This window comes from Actinoplanes sp. NBRC 103695 (assembly GCF_030269485.1).
Lineage (GTDB): Bacteria > Actinomycetota > Actinomycetes > Mycobacteriales > Micromonosporaceae > Actinoplanes.
This window is the reverse complement of sequence record NZ_BSTL01000012.1, coordinates 301,127-323,299: the sequence shown is the minus strand read 5'-3', so window position 1 is coordinate 323,299 and position 22,173 is coordinate 301,127. Positions and strand designations below refer to the sequence as shown.

The window sequence follows — 22,173 nt, the reverse complement described above, 5'->3', positions numbered from 1 at the left end:
TACGGCGATCACCCACCCGCGCGGCGGCACGCTCATGCGCTGACCGACCGGGCGCTGACCGACCGCGACGATCACGGCAGCGTTGCTCGCCTGTTCGGCCGTGAGCCCGTCCGGGGTCGCGCCGGGGGCGGTGAGCGTGGCCCGGCACCCGGCGACTCCGCCACCCCCGAACACCGCCGACACCGCGCCGACCCCGGCCGCGATGATGACCACCAGCAGCGCGACCACTCCGCCGACCGCCCACGAGATCACCCGTCCCATACGGCACCGTTCGAGGTGACCCCCGGCAGGTCGGCCAGCGTGAGGCGTGCAGGGTCGCCGAGAACGCGCCACACGGCCCCGGACGGGCCGCCATGGGCGGCGGCGTAGTCGTCGGCGGCGGTCGCCACGCTCACCCCGTCCGGCACCCCGGCCCGGGACAGGTGCGCGTGCAGGTTGGCCTCCCGGGTGGTGGTCGGTAGCCAGATCAGCACCGGGTATGCGCGGCGGGGGCCGAGTGCCGCGTAGCCGGTGAGTTTGGCCGCGACCCGCGACAGGGCTTCGGTGCCGAGGTCCATCTCGAGCCAGAACGGCACCGCCCGCCCGCCGGTGACCCACACGCCGTGACCGTCCGGGCGCACGAGATTGCCGGTGGCCTCACGGCAGCGTTGTTCGTTCCACCACCGCGCCAGCCGGACCCCGGCACGGGTACGGGCCTCACCGGCCAGCGCCACGAAAAGCCCGTTGGTTGCGAGGAGGTGGTTCAACCTCGGCGAGGTCGCCAGTCGGGCCGTGGTGTCGCGGACGGCGGCCGGGCGGGGCATCGCCTCACCCCGACCGACAGCGACGACGGCCGCGCCGACGGGGCCGAGGGTCCACCTCCAGGATTGCGAGCCGGGCCGGTGGTAGAGGCGGAACCGGTCGAGGATGTCTCGGGCGTGAAGCAGGTTGAGGCGGTTACGGGCTCGGCCGGGGGAACCGAAGGCGAGGGAAACCAGGTGCTCGGTGGAGAACGTGGAGTGCTGGTCGAGCAGGTCGAGCAGGTGCCGGTCTCGGGGAGTGAGCCGGGAGAGTTCGGCGGCGACGACGGACGCCGTGAGGCGGGTACTGCTGGCAGCAGACGTACCGGTAGGAGGGATATTCACTATCAGTCGGTTCCGGTCCACCAGTCCTCCTCACCGTCGTCCAGCAGCGCGGATGACGTGTTCATGGGCGAGGGTTCAGGCGAGCGTTCCGGGCCGTTGGAAACCTCGTGAGAACGCTCGTTAGAACCCTCTAGAGAACCCGCCGGTTGAACAGCGAAAGTGTTGCGACCCACCCACAGACCAGTGCCGCTGTCACCGGCGTCGACCTCAGCGCCGGGATCACTGCCGGGTTGTCCGATGGCCGCATCGCCGAGCAACCGGCGACGCTCACCGATCGGCAGTCCGGTGTGTTCACGAGCCAGCCGGCGCAACTCGGAGGCCCGGCCTCGGATCGGCTCGGGCGGTGCGATGGTGTCCGCGGTGACCGGTGGAGCGACCCGCCCGCCGGCCACCGGCCGAAGGACCACTTCGTAGCCGCCGAGGCGCATCAGGTCGCCCTGCTCCAGGTACGGGCGCACGTGGTGGGCTTGGTCGACGGCGTCTTTCGGAGCGAGCGCGAAGTACACCTTGTTGCGGGCGTTGGCGTCGATGGCCTCGGCCATATCGCCGGAGAGCTGCCCGAGGTATTGATGCGCGAGAACGAACGAGGTGTGCAGGCCGCGGGCCTCGGCGAGGGCGTCATCGATGCCGATGGGCAGGTGCAGGAAGTTGTGGCACTCGTCCAGCACGATGCTGGCGTCGAGGCGGTCGTTCTCGGGGATACGGGCGCGCGCGGCGGTGGCTTGCCACAGTCCGGCCAGCAGCAGCGACCCGACCAGGCGGGCGCCGTCCTCCCCGATGACCCCTTTGGGCAGCCGGGCGAGGAGGACCCCGCCGTCGAGGATGTCGGCGAACCGGAACGTGGTGCTGGGAACCCCGAACAGGCCATTGGCCAAGGGGTGCGCGAGGACCAGCCGCAGCCGGGACAGCAGCGGTGCGACGAGCCCGGCACGTTGCCCGGCGGGGAGGCCGTCGAAGCCTTCCCAGAATTCGCCGAGGGTGTTGCCCTCCCATGCCCCGAGACTGTTCACCACGGCGCGGACCCGCCCGGCCCGCCATTTGGCGTCCGACAGCAGGCGCGGCAACTGGGCCAGGGTGGAGCCGGGCAGGTAGGCCAGGGTGAGCAGGCCGTGGTAGCAGATGTCGGCGGTGCGGTGGCCCCACCATCTCGACCACACCTTGCTCATGACGGAGGTGACAGCGGCGGCCACGTCGTGCGCGGTTCCGCCGTGGACCTCCGGGTCGAGCAGGTTGATCGCCGGCGGCGCCTTGCGCTCGTCGGGATCCACGATGACCAGGCGGTCCCCGCAGTCACTCGGCAGCACGTCGAGCAGGTCGCGGATCAGATCACCCTTGGCCGGGTCGAACGCGGCGACGCCGCGCCCCGCCTGCACGTCATCGAGGATCATCCGCAGCAACAGCGACGTCTTGCCCGTGCCGGTGGGGCCGCAGACGTGCAGGTGGTGGCGGCAGTCCTGAAGGGAGATCCCGACCCGTACGACGGGTCCGGAGTTGGCGACGCCGATCACCTTGCCGGGCAGACCGCGCCGTTCGGACGGCGGCACGAGGTGGAGGCGGCGCTGCGCTCGGGTGGCTGGTGCGGCTGAGCTCTCGGCGGTCGTCATGGCGTACTCCACACGGTCGGCGGGTCGCCTGCCGCCGGGTGGCTCTGGCCCGGGTCGGCGGGCGGGGCGGCCGGGTCGGGGACCGGGCGGCGTTTCGGCCGGGCGGCTGGGGCCGGTCCGGCGGTGAACACTTCGCGGCTGGCCGGGCGGCGGCGCGACGCGGCGGCGGGCATGCCGTGCGCGGACGGCTCGGCGGGCAGCCCGGCGAGGGCGGCGGTCTCGTCCACCGACGCGAGAGTCATCCGCGACAGCGGCACCCACCGCCAGGCCGCGCTCGCGCGGGCTCGGCGTAGCCGGCGGCGGGCGAAGTGCGGGGACAGCAGCCCGAACCCGGAGGTGATGTCGGCGGCGGCGGCCCGCGCCGCCGCGACCGTTGGCCCGGTGGTGGTGGCGTGGACCGCGACGAGCAGGTGCGGCGCGGCGGCCAGCTTGGCGCGCGCTTGGCGGGCCAGCTCGGCCAGGTACGGATCCGCCCGGCCGCTCTGGTGTTTGCGGCTGGTGGGGCCGGGGGTGACCAGGTCGAGGACGCCGATGATCAGCGCCCGGAGGCCGTCGGCGAACAGGCCGATTGTGCGGGATGCGCCGGTGCGGGGGCGGCGGGCACGGTCGGGGTTGGTGGTGGCGCGGCGCAACCCTCGAACCCGGCGGGCGGGGGCGCGGGTGACGTGGACCTGTAACAGTCCACCGCCGGTGCGCCCGGCGGCGGCGAGCCCGTCGTAGACCGCACGCAGGCGGTCCTCCTCCGGCGGTGCCCCGGCTTCCCACCGCTGACCCCGGCTCGGCGCGGCATCGTCGACAAGGGGCAGCCATTCCGGCTGGGTGGGCAGCAACGCCACGGCGGCGACCGGGCTACCGGGCGCGAAGCCCGGCGGGCGGGTCTGTTCGGCGCGGGCACCAGGCCACGCGCGTTGCAGCAACCGGAGCACGGCGGTCGGGTTCACCCCAGGAGGCAGCCACAGCCCGCACCGCATGCCTCGCGGGTCGGCTTCGACCTCCCAGACCAAGCGGTGCGGGCGCCACGACAACCGGTTCGAGACGGGCAACGCTGTGGCGAGCAACCGCCACAACCCGACCGTCGCGGCCGGGGTGGCGGACACCGGCGGGACAATCTCCAGCCAGCGGGCCTGACCGGCGTGGGCACGCCACACCCGCCGCCGCCCCATCGCCCAGCCGAGGCGGGCGGCGATCAGCACGGCGAGCGTGGCGAGTAGCAGCAGCCAGTGCGCCCGGACGAACGCCGACACGGTGGCGGGGGCGTCGTCGGCCCAGGTGCCGCACATGAGGTGCCCGATCACCGAGTCCGGAACGCCGTCGCGGCCGGGGACGCAGGCCACCGAGGGCGGCGCAGACGGTGGTGTCGGGGACAGGGTTGGTGAGATGAGCAGGATCAGCGGTGCAGGCATGGCAGGCTCCAAGAGGGGCGGCTGAGCTTCAGCGGCGGCCGGCGGCCGGGCCGGTGACGATGAGCTGGTGCTCGTCGTCGTCGGCGACGCTGTGAAACGCGACCCGGCTGTTTCCGCAGGCCAAGAGGGCGTCTCCGCGTGCCGCGGAGAGCAGGAACGTCTTCTCGCCCTCGGTGAGCCCGAACGCGTCCGCGACGGCTTGGATGGCTTGCGGGGCTTGCCGCAGCAGCACCTGCGTGGCCGCGTTGGACACCACGGCCCGGCCGACCTCGGTGCCGAGCACGTCGGCGGCGTCCTGGGTGACCACGGTCAACCCGGCTCCGTACTTGCGGGCGGACTTGGCCAGGCGGAAGAGGAACTTCGCGCCGAGCCCGGCGCGCAGCATCAGCCACGCCTCATCGACCAGCACCATGCGGCGCACGTCGGGCGAGGACGAGTTGGCGACCTTGCGCCAGATCGCGTCCAACGTGAGCAGGGTGCCGACCGGTTTCAGCTCGTCCGGTAGGTCCTTGATCGCGTACACGACCAGGTGCCCTTCCGGGGCGGTGGTGGTCGGCCCGTCGAACAGCCCGGCGAACGACCCCGCCACATACGGGTGCAGCCGCGCGGCGAGGGTCCGCCCGGCGTCCCCCATCTCGGTCAACGCCTGCGCCACATCAGCCAGCAGCGGGGCGGGACGCCGCCAGGTACGCAGGTCGGTGGTGATGCCCTTGGCCCGGTACGCCGCCAGCACGGCGGCGTCGAGGACCGGCACGTCGACCGGGTCGAGGGCGGCGGCGGCGTTGTCGCCAGCGGTGAGCACCGCGACGAACGTCTGCATGAACAGGGTCCGCCGGAACAGGGCATCGTCGCCGTCAGCGGCCGACAGATCGAGGGGGTTCATCCGCACGCCCGGCGCGCCGGGCCGGATGATCGTCCCGCCGACCGCCTCGGCGAGGCGGATGTACTCGTCTTCCGGGTCGATGACGAACGCCTCGACCCCGAGGTAGAGGTTGCGCAGCAAATCCAGTTTGGCCAGGTAGGACTTGCCTTCGCCGGAGCGGGCGAGGATGACGGCGTTGAAATTCGGCTGCGCCCACCGGTCCCAGACCACCACCCCGGCCGAGGCCAGGTTCAGGCCGTAGAGCACGCCCATGCCGGTGTCTCCGGCGGTGACCGGCAGGTCCGGGCTGGTGAACGGGAACGCGGCGGCGAGGGCGTCGGTGTCGAACACCCGGCGCATGCCGAGGGCGTCGAACGCCAGGGGCAGGCTGGTGATCCAGCCCTGCAACTGCCGCCACGTCGCCGGGGCCACCTCCAGCAGCAGCGACGACGCCAGCGCCCGCACCTCCGTGACGCGGTCGATGAGTTCGGCTTCGCTGTCGGCGTGCACGGTCAGGTACAGACCGAGGCGGAACAGCCGCGCTTCGCCCCGGGCGACCCGGGCGGCCAGCTCGGCGGCGTCTGCCGCGGCGGCGTCCAACTCCGGGTCGTCGAGGCGTCCCTTCCCGGCGTCGGAACGCCGCGAGGACTCCAACCGGCCGCGCTGCTTGCGTAGCCGGTCGGAGGCGACGACCGGGGCGACGGGTTCGATGTGCAGGGCGACGTCGACGCGGCCGGGGTAGGACAGGATCGGCTCCAGCCAGCCGGCGCCGACCTCGGCCGGGTACCCGGTCACGGCGAGGGTCGCGCAGTAGTCGTCGCCGACGTGTACCGATCGGCCGCCGACTTCCACGGCGTCGGGGCTGCCGGGCAGCACGCCACCGGTCTGATCCGGTGAGCGTCGGCTGCGTCGCAGGGTGGGCAGCTTCACGTGTCGTCACCGTCTTCCAGCTCGCTCATCAGATCCGAGGCGTCGTCGGACGCCGCCCAGGTGGTGGTGGGGGCGGCCGGGTCGAGGCAGGCAGCGAGGGCGGTCTGGGTGTCGTAGGCGTCCAGGACCGTGCCGGCGACCTCGCACCCGGCGAGGGCTCGCACCGCCTCGCGGGCCTGGTGGGCGGTGTGGCCGGGGCCGCGCCGCCCGCGTACGACGACGGTGACCTGCCGGTGCAGCAGCTCCCGCCCGGCCGCGAGGTCGTCGAGGAACCCGGCATGCGAGCGGGCCGCCTCTTCCAGCGCCGGATGCGGCAGGCCCGGGGCGCGGCGCTCGATACGGTCCGCGACGTGGGTCAGGTTGACCCGCTGCGCCCGCACCAGGATTTGCGTCGGGGCGTCCAGGCTGTTCAGCCAGCGGGCGAACCCGGCGACGAGGCCGTTCTGCTCGCCGGGTGAACGCAGCCCGAACGCCACCGTCGACGCCGACACCAGCGCGGTGGTGCCGTCCGGGCCGAGGTCGATCAGCCCGTCGGCGGTGATGCCCTTCGCGGGCAGCCGCAAAGGGGCCGGGAGCGGCAGCTTGTCACCGCGCCCGCCGGTGGTGGCCACCCACGCCGGGGCGGGGTGGATTGGCTCGTCGGTCGGGACCAGGCGATGCGGGGTGCGGCGGTGCCGGAGCGCGGCGAGCAGCCATCCGTCGAGGCTGATCCCGTCGCGGCGGCCGACCGCGAGGAAGAACGCCGCCCCGGCCACCGGGATGGATCCGGCGATGAAGTACAGCGGGTTGACCACCGTGGCGAGAGCGGTCCAGACCGCGTAAAGGATCAATGCGGTGACGGTCAGGACAACGACTTGGCGCAGGGTCAGGCCGAACACGATCCGGTCGGGTCGCTCGACGTCGGCCGGTACGCGTGCTCTTAACGGCTCATCTTCGTGTCGGCGTGCCATCAGTGATCACCCCTTTCGGGACGGCGGCGGACGGGACGCTGCGGGTTGCTCGGCGCGGCCGGGCGCAGCGGACGGGCGGGCGGCTCCACACGCGGCGGAGCCGCCGGGGCGGGGTCGCGAGGCGGTTCGGGTGCCGGAGCCGGAGCCCGGGTCGGGGCGGGGCGGGGCGGGGGCCGGGGACGGGACCGCCGGACGCACCGGCGGGGACGGCCGGGCGGGGACGGCCGGTCACCCGGACCGACCGGGTGGCCGGGGCGGGGCGGCCGGAACCGCGCCGGTGGGCCGGGGCGTGCGTGCGGGCGTCGCCGGGGCTCGTTTTGCCGCTGTCGGACGCGGCCTCGGCGGTGTCGCCGGCGCTGACGAGAACGTCGGCGTGACCGGTGCCGGAGGCCGCCTCGGCGCGGTCTGCCCGTGCGGTGCCGCCGAGAACACCACTGCTGGTGCGCTGGTGGAGACCGGCGCCGAGCCGGTCGTGGTGCTGCTCGTTGCCGGGGTGGTCGGTGGGCGGCTGAACGGCATCGCACTCGGCGGCGCGGACGCCGACGGTGCCGGATGGGCGCTCGGTGCGGCCGAGAACACGGCAGGCGGAGCGGCACCCGCCGGGGCGGCGCTTGCCGTGGCGGGCGGCTCGGCGTGACTGAAAGCCGGGGCGGCCGTGGTTCCGGCGGGCTGCGCGAGGGGCGTATGGGTAGCTGGGGCGTGGCTGAACGCGGCCGGTCCGGCGGGTGCCGGGGACGGGCGGGACGGTCCGGCTCGGGGCGGGCGGGGCGGGCGGGTTGGGCCGGGGCGGGGCGGGCGTCCCGGTCCGGGACGGCCGGGGCCGGGACGGCCGGGGCCGGGACGGCCGGGGCCGGGACGGGGTGCCGTCCCGGGGCCTCGGCGGGCGGCCGTCCCCGCCGCCGCCCCTGCGGCCCTCGCCCCGCCGAGGATGCCGGCCGCCGCCCCGAGGGTCTTGATCGTCAGGATGGTGCTGACGATCTGGCCGAGCAGCCCGCGGCCCTTCGACTGTCCGAGCGGGCCGAGGATGAACATCTTCATCCAGCCGGGCAGTTTGATCTGGACCCACAGCATCGTGAGGCAGACCAGAATGGCGAGGAACCCGTCGGTGGTGACCGGGATGCCGAGGACCGCCGGTCCGGTCGGGGTCAGGAACACCCGGACCGTGGCCAGCATGATGAAGGCTTGGGCGAGTTGCATGCCCAGGCACGCCCCGAACGCCCGCCACCAGGTGTAGGCCAGGCCCTCGGTCTGCGGGGTGGCGTGGCACATGAGCGCGAGCGGGGACACCCCGATGAGCAGGATCGTGGCCGCCACCCGCAGGATGAAGGTCAGCACGACGATGATCGCCATCACCAATGCGGCCAGCCGCATCAGCGTCACCATGAAGCTGTTGCCTTGGGCGGCGCCCTCGATGGCCTGGGTGATCGCGGTCGCGGCGGTTCCGGCGTCGACGCCTTGACCGGCAATCGCGGCGGTCAGCGCGTTGACCGCTTTCAGGATCTGCGCGCACACAAGCAGCGACAGGTTCGCGCCGACCCCGCCGATCACCAGGCGCGGCAGGATCTCCTTGAGCCCGTGCCGGGTCTGCAAACTCTCGCGGGAGGTCACGACGAACCCGCCGATGACCACGAACAGCACGAAGACCGCGTTTGCGATGACCAGACTCGTCGTCCAGATCGCCTTGACCTGCGGATTGTTCGTCAGGTCCGGGGTGGACAACACGGTCTTGCCGAGGGTCTCCATCACCGGGTTCAGGCCGGTCTTGACCATCCAGGCGAAGAAGTCGGTGATCGCCTCACGGATCTGGCCGGGAATGTCGTACCAGGCCGGATCATCGTCGCTCGAGGTGGCGGGCGGCGGCGTCGGGCTGGCACCGGGCGACGGAGCCGGAGCCGGAGTCGGACTCGGGTTAGGACTCGGGTTACCCGTCGGCGGCGGCCCAATCGGGCTCGGCGTCGGGTTCGGGCCGGGGCTTGGCGGGGCGCCCGGTGCCGGGGCCGGGGCAGGTACGGGCTCGGCCGCCGCCGGAGAGGCCGCCGCGACGGCGATCCCACCGGCCAGACCCGCCCCGAGCAGCAGCGCGAGGACCAGCCGGGCAGCGCGGGAGGTACCCCGCCCGGTGTGTATCGGGGTGGCGGTCATGGCTCAGGCCACCCACTTACCGACGATCGTCACGAACAGCGGCGCCAGCAGGGCCAGCCCGTAGCCGATCGCGGCGGACTTCATCGCGAGCTTGCCCTTTTCGGTCTCGCCGGGGTCACCGTTCGCGGCGAGATAGCGCAGGCCACCGACGGTGAGGAACAGGGTGGCGACGGCCACCAAGATCCCGATCAGCCAGACCCGGATGTTGTTGACGACCGCTTGGATCGACTCGGCGGCCAGCGGGACCGGCGCCCCGGCCTGCGCGGCGGAGGCGGCGGTGTCGCCCAGCACCATGACCGTGGCGAGCGTCGCGGCCACCACGATCAGGACCGGAATCATGCGGGTGGCCTGGTAGAGCACCCAGTTGCGAGGGTGCAGCCGTGGCCGGCGCGGATGCCGGGACCACTTGCGCCGCGAAGGGCGCGCTGAAGGGGACTTGTTGCTCATGGGTGGGCACCTCCGGGCGCGGGCCGCCACCGGCCCCGGGCGTGACGGGGCTCGTGGTGCGGCGCGTGGATGGCAGAGGCGGGAGTGAATGGATCCGCACGTGGTGACCTGCGACGTTCCGACCGGCGCGGGGCCGTCCTCCTCACAGAGGTCTGGTGGGCCGGGCAAACGGGGTGTCAGCGCCGTCAGCGGGGCCGGTCGGAAGGGTCACCTACGCGGGAAGTCCCGCACTAAGGGAATACAAATCCGCGGGCAGTTTTGGAGAAGCGCAGCTCAGCGGGGGCGTATCAGGGGCGGCGGCCGGGTGTCACCTCCGGTCCGGTGCCGAGCGTGGCCTCGGCGATGACATCGGCGGTGGGGTCGCTCAGCTCCCCGGCCCGGATCGCCGCGACGAGCCGCTCGACGGCGGCGCTGCGTCGCTTGTAGACGCCCCAGCGGGCCAGGCCGGTGCGCTGCGCGTACGCGGCGAGGCTGGTGTCCTCCAGGTACGTGCCGCCGATCAGGTCGGCCTCGGCGACGCTGAGCACACCGAGGCGCACCGCGCGGGCCAGGACCAGGTCCGGGTGCCCGTACGGGGCGGGCGGCAGCGCCGAGCCGGGCGCGAAGTTCGCCTCCCCGGACGCGGCCGGTTCCTGCTCGCGCAGCGCGGCACGGGCACCGGAGAACGCGGCATTGAGCAGGGCGTTCACGACGCCCGGCTGGTCGACATCGACCTTGCGCAACGCCTTCAGGAACGCCTCGACCAGCGCCGCGTGCAGGTCGCCGGACGACAGCTTCGACAGCAGGTGCGCCCGGTGCCGCAGACCCGGCAGGGCCACCCCGACCGCGCCGACGACCCACCGCTCCCCGCCGGTACGGGCCTGGGTGACGAGGAACCGCCACGCGGCGTCCTGGGCCGCGGTGCCGCAGGAGGGGTGCATGAGGATCGCCGACAGCTCGGTCAGCGGAATCGGACGACGCGGCAGGCCGTGGCCGAGCTGGCGGCCGTCGACCGCCTGCGGCTGCGGGCCTTCCCCACGCAGCCGGAACCGGTAGTCGATCGCGTCGAGCAGCGCCGCGCCGGGCCGCGAGCCCGGGTGCTCGGCGAGCGGGCCGGCGACCGGGCGAGTGTTCGCAGACATGGATGTACTCCCGTGGTGGCGAGGTGGGTGCCGGACCGGCGATCGAGGGCCGGTCGGCGGTGCAGCACCTACGCCACCAGGCAGGTTGAACACATCGTGAACACTGATGATCTTGTTTCAGGTTGAACACAGCGTGCCCGGCCGAGGTCGCGATGACCGCCCTCGATGCGGGCAATCGACCGCCGTGGAACCGGTGTTCACGGCCTGCGCAACCTCGTAGCTGCCTGTTCAACCTGGCGCCCGGCGTGTTCACCGGCCGCCTCGGCGGGCCGTTGCCGGGCCATGAACACGCATGCCGCCGGGAACGCAAAAAGGCCCGCGCCGGAAGGCGCGGGCCAGGGGTGTTCATGGTGGGCGGCGGCCCTCGACGCACAAGTGGATCTTGTTCGAGGAGGGCCGCCGCCGAGTCGATCTTGTTCAAGGTGACGTGCCGATCTTGTTCATGGCACCACCAAGGGCACTGCGGGACCGCCGATCCGCCACCCGCCAAAGGCTGCCATGAAAGTCATCACTCTCAATGGCCGGGTCGCTGTGGAGCTGGTGTGTTCAACGCCTGACCTGCGTGTTCAACCTGCGGTCGATCTTGTTCATGGGGGTTGAACACGTCGAGGTGGACGGTGGCGGCGGCCGGTGCTCGCGGCGGCGTCCTCCAAATCGAGGCCCGGATTTGTATTCCCTTAATGTCAGCGCTTGTCGGCGGACGTGGCCCACCACCCATGCCGCAGACCTCCCCGCACACCCCCGATTCCAGCTCCGAACGCCCGCGCGTCGGGCTGTTCCTCGTCCCCGTCCACCGCCGCGACGCGCCGCTGGCCGACGCGGCGGCCTGGTACGGACTCGACCCGCAGCGCCTCGGCTGGCTGATCCGGCACTACACCCGCGACGGCGACGTCGTGCTGGACCTCGACAACCACCCCACCGTCGCCAGTGCCGCCCGGTATCTGCACCGCCGCCCGGCGACCATCACCACCGACGGTGACCACACCCGGGTCCGGTTCACCGATGACCGGCCCGCTCGCGCCCGGCGTCTCGCTGAAGACGGCGTTGCACTGCTGCTGGCTGGTCTACCCCGACCCGGCGGTGACCGCCTCGGGGTGCTCGCCACCACCGAGGCGATGCACCAGTGGCACCGGCTGCTGCGCCCCGGCGGGTTCATCCTCACCGCACTGCCCGCCGCCGGACCACAGCCGGGCCGGATCTCGCGGCGCAGCACCGTCATCTCCGCCGCTCGCACCGCTGGGCTGCGCTACCACCAGCACCTCCCCGTGCTGCTGGTCCCGCTCCCGGCCGTCGAGCCGCGCACCGACGCGGCTACCGCCGCGAGCACCCGGCCTGCGCTGCTCGACGGGCGGCACGTCCCGATCCACATGGACGTTCTGGCGTTCACCGCGACCAGCATCGATCAGGAGGCCGCCGATGCGTGAGCCCATCTCCTCTGCCTCGTCCACCCTCGGCCCCGACGGCGAGGATTCTCCCCTCGACGTCGGCCGGCTGTTCGCCCTCATCGCCGACGGAGTCCAGGGCTCGGTCCTGCTGACCGGGCAGACATCGTTCCGTGGTCAGCGCAGCGGCCGGTACACCCCGGCCTCCACGGCGCACCCGGCCAAGATGCTGCCCACGATCGCCCGCTACCTCATCGCCACCTACACCGAGCCCGGCGAGCTGGTCGCCGACCCGATGGCCGGGATCGGCACCACCGTCGTGGAAGCCATGCACCTCGCCCGGCACGGCATCGGCATCGAATACGAGACGCGATGGGCACAACAGGCCGCCGACAACATCCGCCTCGCCACCAGCCAAGGCGCCACCGGCACCGGCGAGATCTACACCGGCGACGGCCGCCGACTGCCCGCACTGCTGCCGCCCGAGGCCCACGGCCGGATCGGGCTGGTCATCACCTCACCGCCGTACGGAGCCTCCACTCACGGCCGCGCAATCACACCCGGTCCCGGACAAGGCAAAGTCCGGAAAATCAACAACCGGTACGGCGCCGACGCTGGAAACCTCGCCTACCTCGGACACAACGAACTCGTCGAAGGGTTCACCCAGATCCTTACCGGCTGCGCGGCCGTACTGCGACCCGGCGGTCACCTCGCGGTCACCGCCCGGCCGTACCGACGCCACGGCGAACTCATCGACATCCCCAGCATGGTCGCCGCCGCCGGACTCGCCGCCGGACTGACCCTGGTCGAAGAACTCATCGCCCTCATCGCCGGAGTCCGCGACGGAGTGCTCGTGCCGCGGGCCTCGTTCTTCCAGAGGAAGAACGTCCACGAAGCCGTCAACGCCGGTGACCCACAATGGCTCATCCAGCACGAGGACCTGCTGGTGTTCCGGCTCGTACTGAAGGACGCGCAGTGACCCGCTCGACCACCTGGACGGTGGATGCCGTCCGCGCGCTCGGCACCACGACCGACGTCGTCACCGCTGGGGCGATCCTCGGCATCGGGCGCACCGCCGCCTACCAGCTCGCCCGTGACGGCGAGTTCCCGGTGCCGGTGACTCGGGTCAGCCGCCGCTTCATCGTCGGCGTCCCGCACCTACTGCACGCCATCGGAGCCGCCGAGACCGCCGGCTGACCAACTACCCGGCCGGAGCCGTGGCCGCCGCGCCGAGCGGGCGACAGACCGGCGGAGACCCCTGGTTTGACCAGGCTTGATCCCGCGGCACCGTCCGGCATGGATGGCGTCGACAGGTGTCCCAGCGGATTCGCGAACCGGCGAAATCCGCTGGGACACACCGACCACCGAACGGGACGAACCGCATGAACACCGGAACCACGTACAAACGCTGCTACTGCCGCGACCGCGACACCGGCAAACCGCTCGGCGCCCAGTGCCCGAAGCTGCGCCGGGGCAACACCTGGAACCCGCACCACGGCGTCTGGCAGTACCAGATCGAACTCCCCAAGGCGGCCGACGGCCGCCGCCGCCCGCTGCGCCGAGGCCCCTTCGACGACCAAACCAGTGCGGGCGATGTCCTGCGCCGCATCACCGAGGCCCTTGCCGTCTGCGAACCCGGCGACACCACCAACCTCACCCGGGCCGGGGACATCATCGAGAAGGCGGTCAACGCCGACCGGCAGGTCCCCGACCCGGCTACCGTCCGGCTGCTGCTGTACTCGGTCGAGAAACTCGACAAGATCCCGGACGTGGCCGGTCTGATGAAGATGTTCATGACCAGCCGCGGCGGCAGCAAAGCGAACTCGAAGCGTAAAAAGATCAAGGAGGGCACCCGCCGCTCCTACCAGGGCCACATCGACAACCACATCGTCCCGAACCTCGGCACGATCGCCGCCGACCGGCTCACCGCCGGCCTGATCGAGACCGGCATGCTCGACAAGATCGAGGAACGCAACACCCTGATCGATCAGCTACGCGCCAGCCCGGACCCGGAGAAACGCCGCCAGGTCAAAGGGATGCGCAAGGTCGGCATCGCGACCCAGCACCGCATCCTGGCCACCCTGCGCGCGGGCTACAACTGGGGCATCCGACGCGGCATCATCCCGCCCATCTACCCGGTCAAGCACGTCGAGATCGCCCCCGAGAAGGCGCCCAAGAAACTCATCTGGACCGACGAACGCGTCGCTGAATGGAAGCTCACCGGCACCGTCCCGCAGGACGCAATCATGGTCTGGACCCCCGAACAGACCGGTATCTTCCTCGACCACCTCATCGCCAGCGGCGACCGGCTCTACGGCCTCTACCACACCATCGCCTACCGCGGCCTACGCCGAGGCGAAGGCTGCGGCCTGCATCGCGCCGAGTACGACAGCCGACGGAAGAAGGTCACGATCGCCTGGCAAGTCGTCCAGCACGGCTGGGAAGCCCGGCTCGAGCGACCCAAGACCGACGGCAGCTACGACGACGTGCCATTGGACGACGGTTGCGTCCTCGCCCTCGAGAACCACCTCGTCCAGCAGCGCCGGGAACGGCTGGCGGCCGGCGGCAAGTGGGTCGAGAACGGCCTGATGTTCACCACCAAGACCGGCGAGATGCTGCACCCGGCCGACGTCACCGACCACTTCTACTTCCGCCTCGAACAGGCCGGGCTTCCGCCGATCGGCCTGCACGGTCTCCGGCACGGCGCCGCCACTATCAACCTGGCCGCCGGGGTGGACATGAAGGTCGTGCAGGAACTCCTCCGGCACAAATCCGCAACCACCACCAGCAACCTCTACTCCACCGTCCTGCCCGACCTCGCCTTCGACGCCGCCGAGAAGGCCGCCGCAAGCGTGCCCCGTAAGCGACACCTCAAGGCCGTCAGCTGAGCCGGTTCCGGGCCTGAGCGCATCTCGCAACGTTCAGGCCCGGAGCTTGCCCATGTCATCAACCATCGCGGGATGACCGACAATTTCGCCGGTACCTCGGCACAGGTGCTGGCTGTCCTGATGTTGACGTGCGTCGTCGAGGCGCGGTTGATCACCAAAGCCGCCGAGCGCAAGCCCGTGATGGTCTCAACGATCGGCAACTTCGCGATCTACGTGGGCGCCGGGATCGCCTGGATCACGGTCATGATCTATGACTTCGTGGCGTTGATGTGGTGTCTCAGGTCGCTGGCCGGTAGCCCGGAACCGGGCGTTGACACCGCGTCGGTGCTGCGGGCGATCGGGCTCTCCGCAGGCTCCCTCATCCTCGTTCCGGCGGCGATGGTGATCACCTCAATGGTCCTCCAGGGCGCTAGAGCAGCGACGCAGGCTGCCGAGAGGGGAACATCAACGGGGTCGTCCACGCAACGAAACGGTAAGTAACCAACGGCGCGGGCGCGCCCGAAGCCGACCCGCCCGTCATGCTGTGATGCCGGGCCGGTCCGCATCCTTAGGCAGGCCGCGCCAAACGTCTCCGTGCGCCTGTCCTCGATGGTCGGTGGAAGCACGACGGAGTTAGGGAGCCTTCCGGATGCATGCCGCCCGGCGCTACGGCTCGGCGTCGTCCTGCGGGCGCTTCTCCGCGATCCACGCCTCGACGTCCTCGTTGAACCACACCCTGCCTTGGCTCAACTCGTCGTACGACGCGGGGAAGTCGGGATGGTTCGTGAGCTGGTAGACGCGCTGTCGGCTGATCCCGCCGAGGCGCTTGCGGATCTCGGCCGCACCCATCAGATGCCTCGTCATAGGGCAACTGTACATGAGACTAGATGGGCATGGAATGGCGTTGGTGGCCGGTCACGCCTCGGTGGTCGCGCATGCCTGCCCGCCACTCGGGCTACGGCCGGTTAACGCCCCGATGGACATCGGGCGGACCGCGTCGGGGTTCGGGCGGATGGTGGCCTCGAACGGCGGCTGGTTGTGCAGCCACAGCAACCCCGATAGCCCGGCGGGCATGCTCCAGCGTGCCGGATGACCGGGGTCGAACTGGTGCTTACCGATGAAGGTGTCGCCGAGGTTGAACTGGAACGTAACGGTCGGCTCGCCTGCGAGCAGGCGGTCGACATCCGAGAGGTCGACGCCGGTGAAGCGGTGGGCGCCCACGGCCACAACCAACGGCACGTCGTAATGATCCGCCAGAGCGCGATACCTGCGGACCTTTCCTTCTACTGCGCGGGTGAGCCGCGTGGCGTCGACCGCGCCGGCGATGCCGCTCGGTGCGGCGAAGAAGGCGTAGGGAGCGTTTGGTGACGTCATCGGACCGAAGCGATCGGCGAGGACGACGAACCTGTATCCGTGCGCGTCGACGGACGACGTCCGCGCCGAGCCGAGTAGGCGGGAACGCAGCACCTCGACAATCTTCTTGGCCGTACGCGCGTCCGGTGGCCGCAGCGGCACGTTGGTCCGATCGACCAGCGCGACAACGACGCCGACCGGAATCTTGGCGATGTACTGGTCGAGGACATGCCATCCACGGATGCGACCGAAGGTCTCCTTGGCCGGCTGGTCCGTGTGCACCTCGACGAACATGGCCGGACTGCCGTCCCAGTTCAATACGGTCCAGTCAGGCGTCAAGCCCTCGAATCGGCGTTCGTACGCGATGTCGTAGCCCTCGCCGCGCAGCGCTGCTCCGGCGGCAAGCTCGAAGATCGACGGCCAGTGATGCTCGTCCAACCACAGATTCCGCGCGAACGCGTCGGCGTCACGGGCCGGCAGGAGCGCGACCTGGTCATCGAGCCAGCGCCGCCACGGCTCGTACTCTTCGGACACGGCGATGTCGTACGTCAGTTGCCGATCGGACCGGCGCCGGTGGGCGTACTTAGCCTGGTGCGCCGACACGAAATCCGGGCCGAAGCGCCGTGCAGACTCCATGGTTCCATCATCCACACAAGGTCAACGTGAATACCCACAGAGACCCCTGGGCTCTGCCCGCGCCAGCGCAAGGCGAGTTACCGGACGATCGCGCCGGACGCGCCACGACGGCGCGTTCAGGTTCTCCGACGGCCACAGTCATGTAAGCGCGCCGCGTCGTGATCACGCACGTAAGCCGCCTCACGTTCCAGAGTCGCCGCCACGTGGTGCCGATCCCCTGCGGGCAGATCCTCGCCGGGCGCTCGTCGGTGCGACCGGCACGCCGACGGTGATGAAGACGCCGAAAGCGTCGGCAATCGTCGAGCCGTCGCGACGTACTCGATCCGGGCGCAAGCGTCTTCCCGCTGTGACTTTCGGTCATAGTTGTCCCCATTGGGGGACTCCGACAGCAGCGGCCGTGATCGAGTTTCGGCGGTAGTTGTCACCGATTTTCGGTTTTAGGTGTCACCGGTACGGGTTTTCGGCGCTGATTGGCACTGAATTGCTCCCGCCCCGCGTCGGACGCTCATCACTCTCGGTGACACGGGTGCTATTCAGGTCTTCGGCAGCGAGCACGATCGGTGGCAGAGGCGGACAGGGTCCGACGGGGGCCGCGCATGCCTGCCCTCCGCGAGGGCGGGGCCAAAGCGGCGCTCGTCGCAGCAAGCACATAGCACTGCCACTCCGTCTACGGAATGATCGGACCATGACCTCGACGCCCCACCGGCCGCACCGTGCGGCGGGATGGCCGCTTTCGATTGACGTCGTACCGGTCAGGGCCCGCACATACCCTGGCAGGCGGTTGTGACGACATCTCCCACCGCGCCCTTGGGGCCGCAGCCGACGGCCGCCCCGGCTGGCCCGACGCCTGAGCAGTCCGAGCGGTTCGCCCGAACCAACAACCGCCTGACCGTAGGGGATTATCTGCCACGTGTGTCTCACGATGGTGCCGCCGCGGCCGGTAAATGCGAGTGGAGTTCGCACGTCGCCGTCAGCCTTGGTGATCAGGAGACCGGTGCCCTGGCCTGGGTGCTTATCGACACGATCATGCAGGCCCGGTTCGGCCCTGCGACTCAGTTATACGATGCGTGGCGACAGCACACCCTTGCCGGTACAAAGATTCCAGCGCCGACCAGCGTGACGGTCGGCTCGTTCGTGGAGCCGGTGTTTGGCCTGCCGGGAGCCGAAAAGAGCGAGACCCACCTGCAAGGGCACGTCGGCGAGTGGCTCTGGCACCTGCTCACCAAGGACAACCCAGTGGTGCGGGTACAGCCCGACCCGAAGGGTGACGTGACCGACGCCGGCGGCGACGCCTTCACGATCTACGAGCCCATCGCTGGGACGCTGCGGTTTCGGCTCTGGGAGAGCAAGAAGAACACCGGAAAAGGTCCACTTTCGACAAGCCTGAACAAGGCATACAAGCAGCTCGCGGACCACGGGCAGCGGTACGTCGCCAAGATTGTCGGCACGTTCGCCCAGTCCTCGAACGGCACCTCCGACGCGATAGTTACCTTCATCGCCGAGGTCCCCGGCGCGTGGGTCCAAGGTGACGAGCTTGTCGGCGCTGGGGTGACCCTTGCGACGCACCAGACGCTGCCCGCGACGCCGTTCACCAACATGGCCTCCAAGCTGCCGCTGCTGAACAAGCCGGGTCAGCTGCGCGGCCTCGCCACGAGCATCGACGGCTACGACGAACTCGCCAGGACGGTGAGGAGGTACGCGTGGACCGCGCTCTAGCTGCAGAGCACCTCGCAGGCGCCTTCGGTGATGTCCAGCTCAGTGAGCTCCCGACGGTCGCCGAGCTGACCGCCCTCATCGCCGAGCTGGAAATCGAGCTCGTCCGTGGCCTCACCGAAACGGGATTCCGGGCCGACCTGACACCGTTGCGCCGCGCAGCTTGGTACCTGCACGGCATCGCCTCGACCGCCGAAACATCTCACTACCCGGCTGCGCAGCGTCGTCGCGCGTTCGCCGTCAGCGCCCACGTCCTCGACCTGCTCCTGGATGACCCCGCGGAGACCGGCTCGGTGCGTCTGGCCACCGCGTTCGCCGCGCAGGTTGGGTACCACCTGGCCGACGAGAGCCCGAACGCCGGCGCCGTCCACCGCAAGCTTCGGGACCTCCTCGCCGAGCCCGCCGAGTTCATCGAGAGCGGAGACATCGCGCTACACGCCGGGATTTTGTTCCTCGGCCTCGACATGACCACCCTCAATCGACACCTGCGCACCTGGGCCTCCGCCGCAGCCGCGCTGACCCGCGGCGCTCAGCTTGAAAACCTCGACGGGACCATGTTCGGCCCGACGCAGCGGCTCCTGCGAGGCGTCGCCGACCTCGTCAGGTATTTGCGAGAAGGCGCTACCGACGCTCTTGAAGCAGCCCGCGGCCATCTACGGCGCGTTGTGAATAACGAGGTCGGCCTCAGCGACTTGGACACCCGCTGGGTCGCCGGGCACCTGCTCGCCCAGACGGACGGGCTCAGCGAAAGCAGCGTCTGGGCAGTCCTTCCACCAGACCTCCCCGCAGCTGTGAAGCAGGCGTTCACCCTCGACCGGCAGCCCGTTCTGACGCTTTGGCCGCCGCAGCGCGGGCTTATCGCCCACCCGACGATCAGCCCGCTCAGCCAGACAACCTCGCGGCTGCTGGTGTCGGTCCCGACGAGCGCCGGCAAAACACTGCTCGCCCAGCTGGTCATCTGTGCGCACACGGCACAAGACGACCGCGACGTCTGCTACGTCACCCCGCTGCGTAGCCTTGGCCGGGAGATGCGCCAAGCGCTCCGGTCCCGCCTTCGCTACCTCGGCCGGAGGCTCGGCGCAGACCTTCCCGACGGCTTCGGCGTGCAGGACGTCGGCGGCGCTGCGGAGCCCGGTGGCCGCGAGGGTCAGCTGCCGCAGGTTGAAGTGATGACCCCCGAGCGGCTCATGAACGCGCTGCGACAGTCGCCGCAGGACGTGCTCAGCCGGTTCAGTCTGTTCATCATCGACGAGGCCCACCTCATCGCTCAGTCCGGTGGACGCGGCCTGCTACTCGAAGGACTACTGACTCTTCTAGACGCCAGCGGCGCCAGGCTAATGCTGCTCTCCGGCGTAATAGGCAACGCCGCTTCCCTCGCCGCCTGGACGTCGGCCGGGCAAGGAGAGGTGCTGTTCACCGACGAGTGGCGGGCCCCTCGGCGCCTGAGCGTCCTGACCACCACCGAGAAGATCGAAATGAGCCGAACGGTCGTCACCGGGAGGCGTGGTGCGGCGGACAAGACCCGGTACGACCTGCGTGCCCGGCTCGCCGTCCGCCCGACGAGCGCCACAGAGAAGCACCTCGTTACTAGTGACGACACCCCGATCGGCCAGCTCGTCCTCGGCGCGGATAACAAACGCGTTACTGGGAAGGGAAACACGTCACCCAACTACGTGACGACCGCCAAGACAGCTACCCTGCTGCTTCGAGCGGGGAGCCTTTTGATGGTGGTCACCCAGCGAGCGACGGCACGCGACGCAGCCAGCACGATGGCCGCCGAGCTGGACGATGACCCCCGCTCCCAGGGCCTAGCCGACGCGCTCGCCGCCCGGCTCGGCAGCGAGCACCCCATGATCAGGTGCGTCCGCAAAGGCGTGGCGTACCACCACGCCGGGCTGCCCGTTGAGGTGCAGGAAGCCGTCGAGGACGCGATCCGCAGCGAGACGATTAGAGCGGTCGTCGCAACGAGCACCCTCACTGACGGGGTGAACCTGCCCGTCCGAACCGTCGTCATCGCGACGACCGAGTACGACGGGCAGGATCCTGGTCAGCAGATGTCCGCCGCGCAACTGCTCAACGCGGTCGGCCGGGCCGGCCGGGCCGGCAAGGAATCCGAAGGCTGGATCGTGCTCGCCGTGTCAAGGAAGCTGAGAGGCAGCGACTTCGACCGACTGGCACCCGCACCGAGCGACTTGGAAGTCCGCTCCACCCTCGATTCCCACACCGCGCTGACCGCTCTCGCCGAGGCAGAAGCCCTGGTGGCCAGCACACAGGATGCGATCCTCCAGCTTCCCTACGACGGGGAGCCTGGAGGATTCGTCAACTACGTCTGGTTCGTTTTGCACGCCCTCGATCTCGTCCCCAGCCTCGCCGATACTCGCACGTGGCAGGACATCGTCACCCGCCTGTTCGCGTTCACCCAGCTGCCTGACGATCTAAAAGCGCGATGGCTTGCCCTCGCGGATGCCGTCGCTGTCCAGTACGCGCAGACACCGCTGGCATCCCGCCGCCGTTGGGCGCAGGCCGGGACGAGTCTTGGGTCGGCCGCTGTCATCGAGTCGATCGCAACGAGCCTGGCCGACGAGGTGCAGCGCCTCGGCGGTTTCGGCGAGTACACGCTCGACGAGACGCTTGACGTGTTCGCCAACCAGGACGTATACACCCGGCTCCTGCAGCTGCCGGAGGCGAATAGGCACTGGCGCTTCCGCAGCTCACCTAGGGGCACACCGGTTGACGTGGATGTCGACGCGATCGTACGCGACTGGATTGCCGGTCGTGATCTCACCGAACTCGCCGACACGCACCTCCACGAGGTCGCCGACGCGGGGTTCCGGCTCGAGCAGATGGTCGACGGGATCAGTGAGGGTATACAGCACTACCTGGCGTGGACCGTCGGTCTCCTCATCGCCCAGGCGAACGACATCCTGCTGTCACGCCTTAGCCCCCTGCAGCTGTTGGCGAGCACCGCCGCTCACCTGCGCTACGGCGTCGACACGCCTCTGGCGATCGACCTGCTCGTCCACGACGTGAAGTCTCGGACGCTGGCACGTGACCTCGGCCGGATCGCACGAGACGGCGAGCTTGATGAGCCCAGTCTGCGCGAGTACCTGAGCGAGCAGCACATCCACGGCTGGCGCGCCAATCTCGGTGCAACCCCGACGGATGTCCTCGACTTGCTGCAGTACGTCCAGGGCGGAGACCGGCACAAGCTCGGCGAGATGATGGCAACCGGATCTGTCACTGCGCAGGTTCGTCTCACCGCGGAGCCAACTGCTGAGCCCGTCCCGGTGACGATCGCCGCTTCGAACGACGGGGATGAGCTCAACATCCTGGCCGAGAACAGATCGGGCCTCGGCGTGGTCGCCGCACGTGATCACGCGGGAGTCTCCGCGGTTCTCGACAGTGGCCTACCCCTCGACTTCAGCCTCTCGGGGACGACGGTGACGATGACACGAGCAGCGGCAGGGCAAATCAGCTTCACCTAGCCCAGTCGCGTCCCGTCACAACAGGTTCGTGAGACGTCCGCTCATCGGCGTATCGACGGAATCAGCGCGCCGTGACGGAGGGTAGCCGTGAAGCCGCAAAGGCGACCTTCTTTGGGCACCTAGTGGTGCGGGCCGGTGACAGCTCTCGCCGAAG

At 70.3% G+C, this 22,173-nt stretch carries 17 protein-coding genes and 1 pseudogene; 7 read left to right on the top strand and 11 right to left on the bottom strand.

Annotated features, from left to right (window positions below; all coding sequences use genetic code 11):
* From QSK31_RS23440 to QSK31_RS23400, 9 genes and pseudogenes are all read right to left on the bottom strand, one after another.
* Window positions 1-261 (bottom strand): annotated as a pseudogene (locus QSK31_RS23440) (M23 family peptidase); the annotation flags it as partial.
* On the bottom strand, window positions 249-1,118 hold the full coding sequence (locus QSK31_RS23435) for a replication-relaxation family protein (protein WP_285686440.1): 870 nt from the start codon (window positions 1,116-1,118) through the stop codon (window positions 249-251). The pseudogene QSK31_RS23440 and the gene QSK31_RS23435, both read right to left, overlap by 13 nt.
* 8 nt (window positions 1,119-1,126) lie before the next feature.
* Window positions 1,127-2,728 (bottom strand): type IV secretory system conjugative DNA transfer family protein, encoded by a 1,602-nt coding sequence (locus QSK31_RS23430; RefSeq protein ID WP_285686431.1) that lies wholly within the window; start codon window positions 2,726-2,728, stop codon window positions 1,127-1,129.
* Entirely contained in the window at window positions 2,725-4,131 is a 1,407-nt protein-coding gene (locus QSK31_RS23425; RefSeq protein ID WP_285686430.1) for a hypothetical protein, read from the bottom strand. Before QSK31_RS23425 ends, QSK31_RS23430 begins: the two co-directional genes overlap by 4 nt.
* 28 nt (window positions 4,132-4,159) lie before the next feature.
* On the bottom strand, window positions 4,160-5,917 hold the full coding sequence (locus QSK31_RS23420; RefSeq protein WP_285686439.1) for a VirB4 family type IV secretion system protein: 1,758 nt from the start codon (window positions 5,915-5,917) through the stop codon (window positions 4,160-4,162).
* A 2-nt stretch (window positions 5,918-5,919) separates the two neighbouring features.
* Window positions 5,920-6,873, bottom strand: coding sequence for a PrgI family protein (locus tag QSK31_RS23415; RefSeq protein WP_285686429.1), 954 nt, complete (start codon window positions 6,871-6,873; stop codon window positions 5,920-5,922).
* Between the two features lie 228 nt (window positions 6,874-7,101).
* Window positions 7,102-9,015, bottom strand: a complete 1,914-nt coding sequence (locus tag QSK31_RS23410) for a TrbL/VirB6 family protein (protein ID WP_285686428.1) — start codon at window positions 9,013-9,015, stop codon at window positions 7,102-7,104.
* 3 nt (window positions 9,016-9,018) lie between these two features.
* Entirely contained in the window at window positions 9,019-9,462 is a 444-nt protein-coding gene (locus QSK31_RS23405; protein WP_285686427.1) for a pilin, read from the bottom strand.
* A 287-nt stretch (window positions 9,463-9,749) separates the two neighbouring features.
* Window positions 9,750-10,583, bottom strand: a complete 834-nt coding sequence (locus tag QSK31_RS23400) for a hypothetical protein (protein ID WP_285686426.1) — start codon at window positions 10,581-10,583, stop codon at window positions 9,750-9,752.
* Window positions 10,584-11,299: 716 nt separating this feature from the next.
* On the opposite strand from QSK31_RS23400, the gene QSK31_RS23395 reads away from it, so the two are divergent.
* The 5 genes from QSK31_RS23395 (at window position 11,300) to QSK31_RS23375 (ending at window position 15,333) form a co-directional block, all read left to right on the top strand.
* Window positions 11,300-12,007 carry a hypothetical protein gene (locus QSK31_RS23395; protein ID WP_285686425.1) on the top strand — a complete coding sequence of 236 codons (708 nt, stop codon included), beginning with the start codon at window positions 11,300-11,302 and terminating at the stop codon, window positions 12,005-12,007.
* Window positions 12,000-12,944, top strand: a complete 945-nt coding sequence (locus QSK31_RS23390; protein WP_285686424.1) for a TRM11 family SAM-dependent methyltransferase — start codon at window positions 12,000-12,002, stop codon at window positions 12,942-12,944. Before QSK31_RS23395 ends, QSK31_RS23390 begins: the two co-directional genes overlap by 8 nt.
* The gene (locus tag QSK31_RS23385) at window positions 12,941-13,162 is read left to right on the top strand and encodes a DNA-binding protein (RefSeq protein ID WP_285686423.1); all 222 of its coding nucleotides are present in this window, start codon (window positions 12,941-12,943) and stop codon (window positions 13,160-13,162) included. Before QSK31_RS23390 ends, QSK31_RS23385 begins: the two co-directional genes overlap by 4 nt.
* Window positions 13,163-13,347: 185 nt before the next feature.
* Window positions 13,348-14,853, top strand: a complete 1,506-nt coding sequence (locus QSK31_RS23380; protein WP_285686422.1) for a tyrosine-type recombinase/integrase — start codon at window positions 13,348-13,350, stop codon at window positions 14,851-14,853.
* A gap of 72 nt (window positions 14,854-14,925) precedes the next feature.
* Window positions 14,926-15,333 (top strand): hypothetical protein, encoded by a 408-nt coding sequence (locus QSK31_RS23375; protein ID WP_285686421.1) that lies wholly within the window; start codon window positions 14,926-14,928, stop codon window positions 15,331-15,333.
* A gap of 165 nt (window positions 15,334-15,498) precedes the next feature.
* Here the strand turns inward: QSK31_RS23375 and QSK31_RS23370 are convergent, their stop codons facing one another.
* Both QSK31_RS23370 and QSK31_RS23365 read right to left on the bottom strand, forming a co-directional pair.
* Entirely contained in the window at window positions 15,499-15,696 is a 198-nt protein-coding gene (locus QSK31_RS23370; protein WP_285686420.1) for a helix-turn-helix transcriptional regulator, read from the bottom strand.
* Between the two features lie 51 nt (window positions 15,697-15,747).
* On the bottom strand, window positions 15,748-16,821 hold the full coding sequence (locus QSK31_RS23365) for a hypothetical protein (RefSeq protein ID WP_285686419.1): 1,074 nt from the start codon (window positions 16,819-16,821) through the stop codon (window positions 15,748-15,750).
* A 912-nt stretch (window positions 16,822-17,733) separates the two neighbouring features.
* On the opposite strand from QSK31_RS23365, the gene QSK31_RS23360 reads away from it, so the two are divergent.
* Window positions 17,734-18,537, top strand: coding sequence for a hypothetical protein (locus QSK31_RS23360; protein WP_285686418.1), 804 nt, complete (start codon window positions 17,734-17,736; stop codon window positions 18,535-18,537).
* A complete protein-coding gene (locus QSK31_RS23355) occupies window positions 18,522-22,019 on the top strand; it encodes a DEAD/DEAH box helicase (protein WP_285686417.1) in 3,498 nt (1,165 codons plus the stop codon). Before QSK31_RS23360 ends, QSK31_RS23355 begins: the two co-directional genes overlap by 16 nt.
* Window positions 22,020-22,173 lie beyond the last annotated feature (154 nt).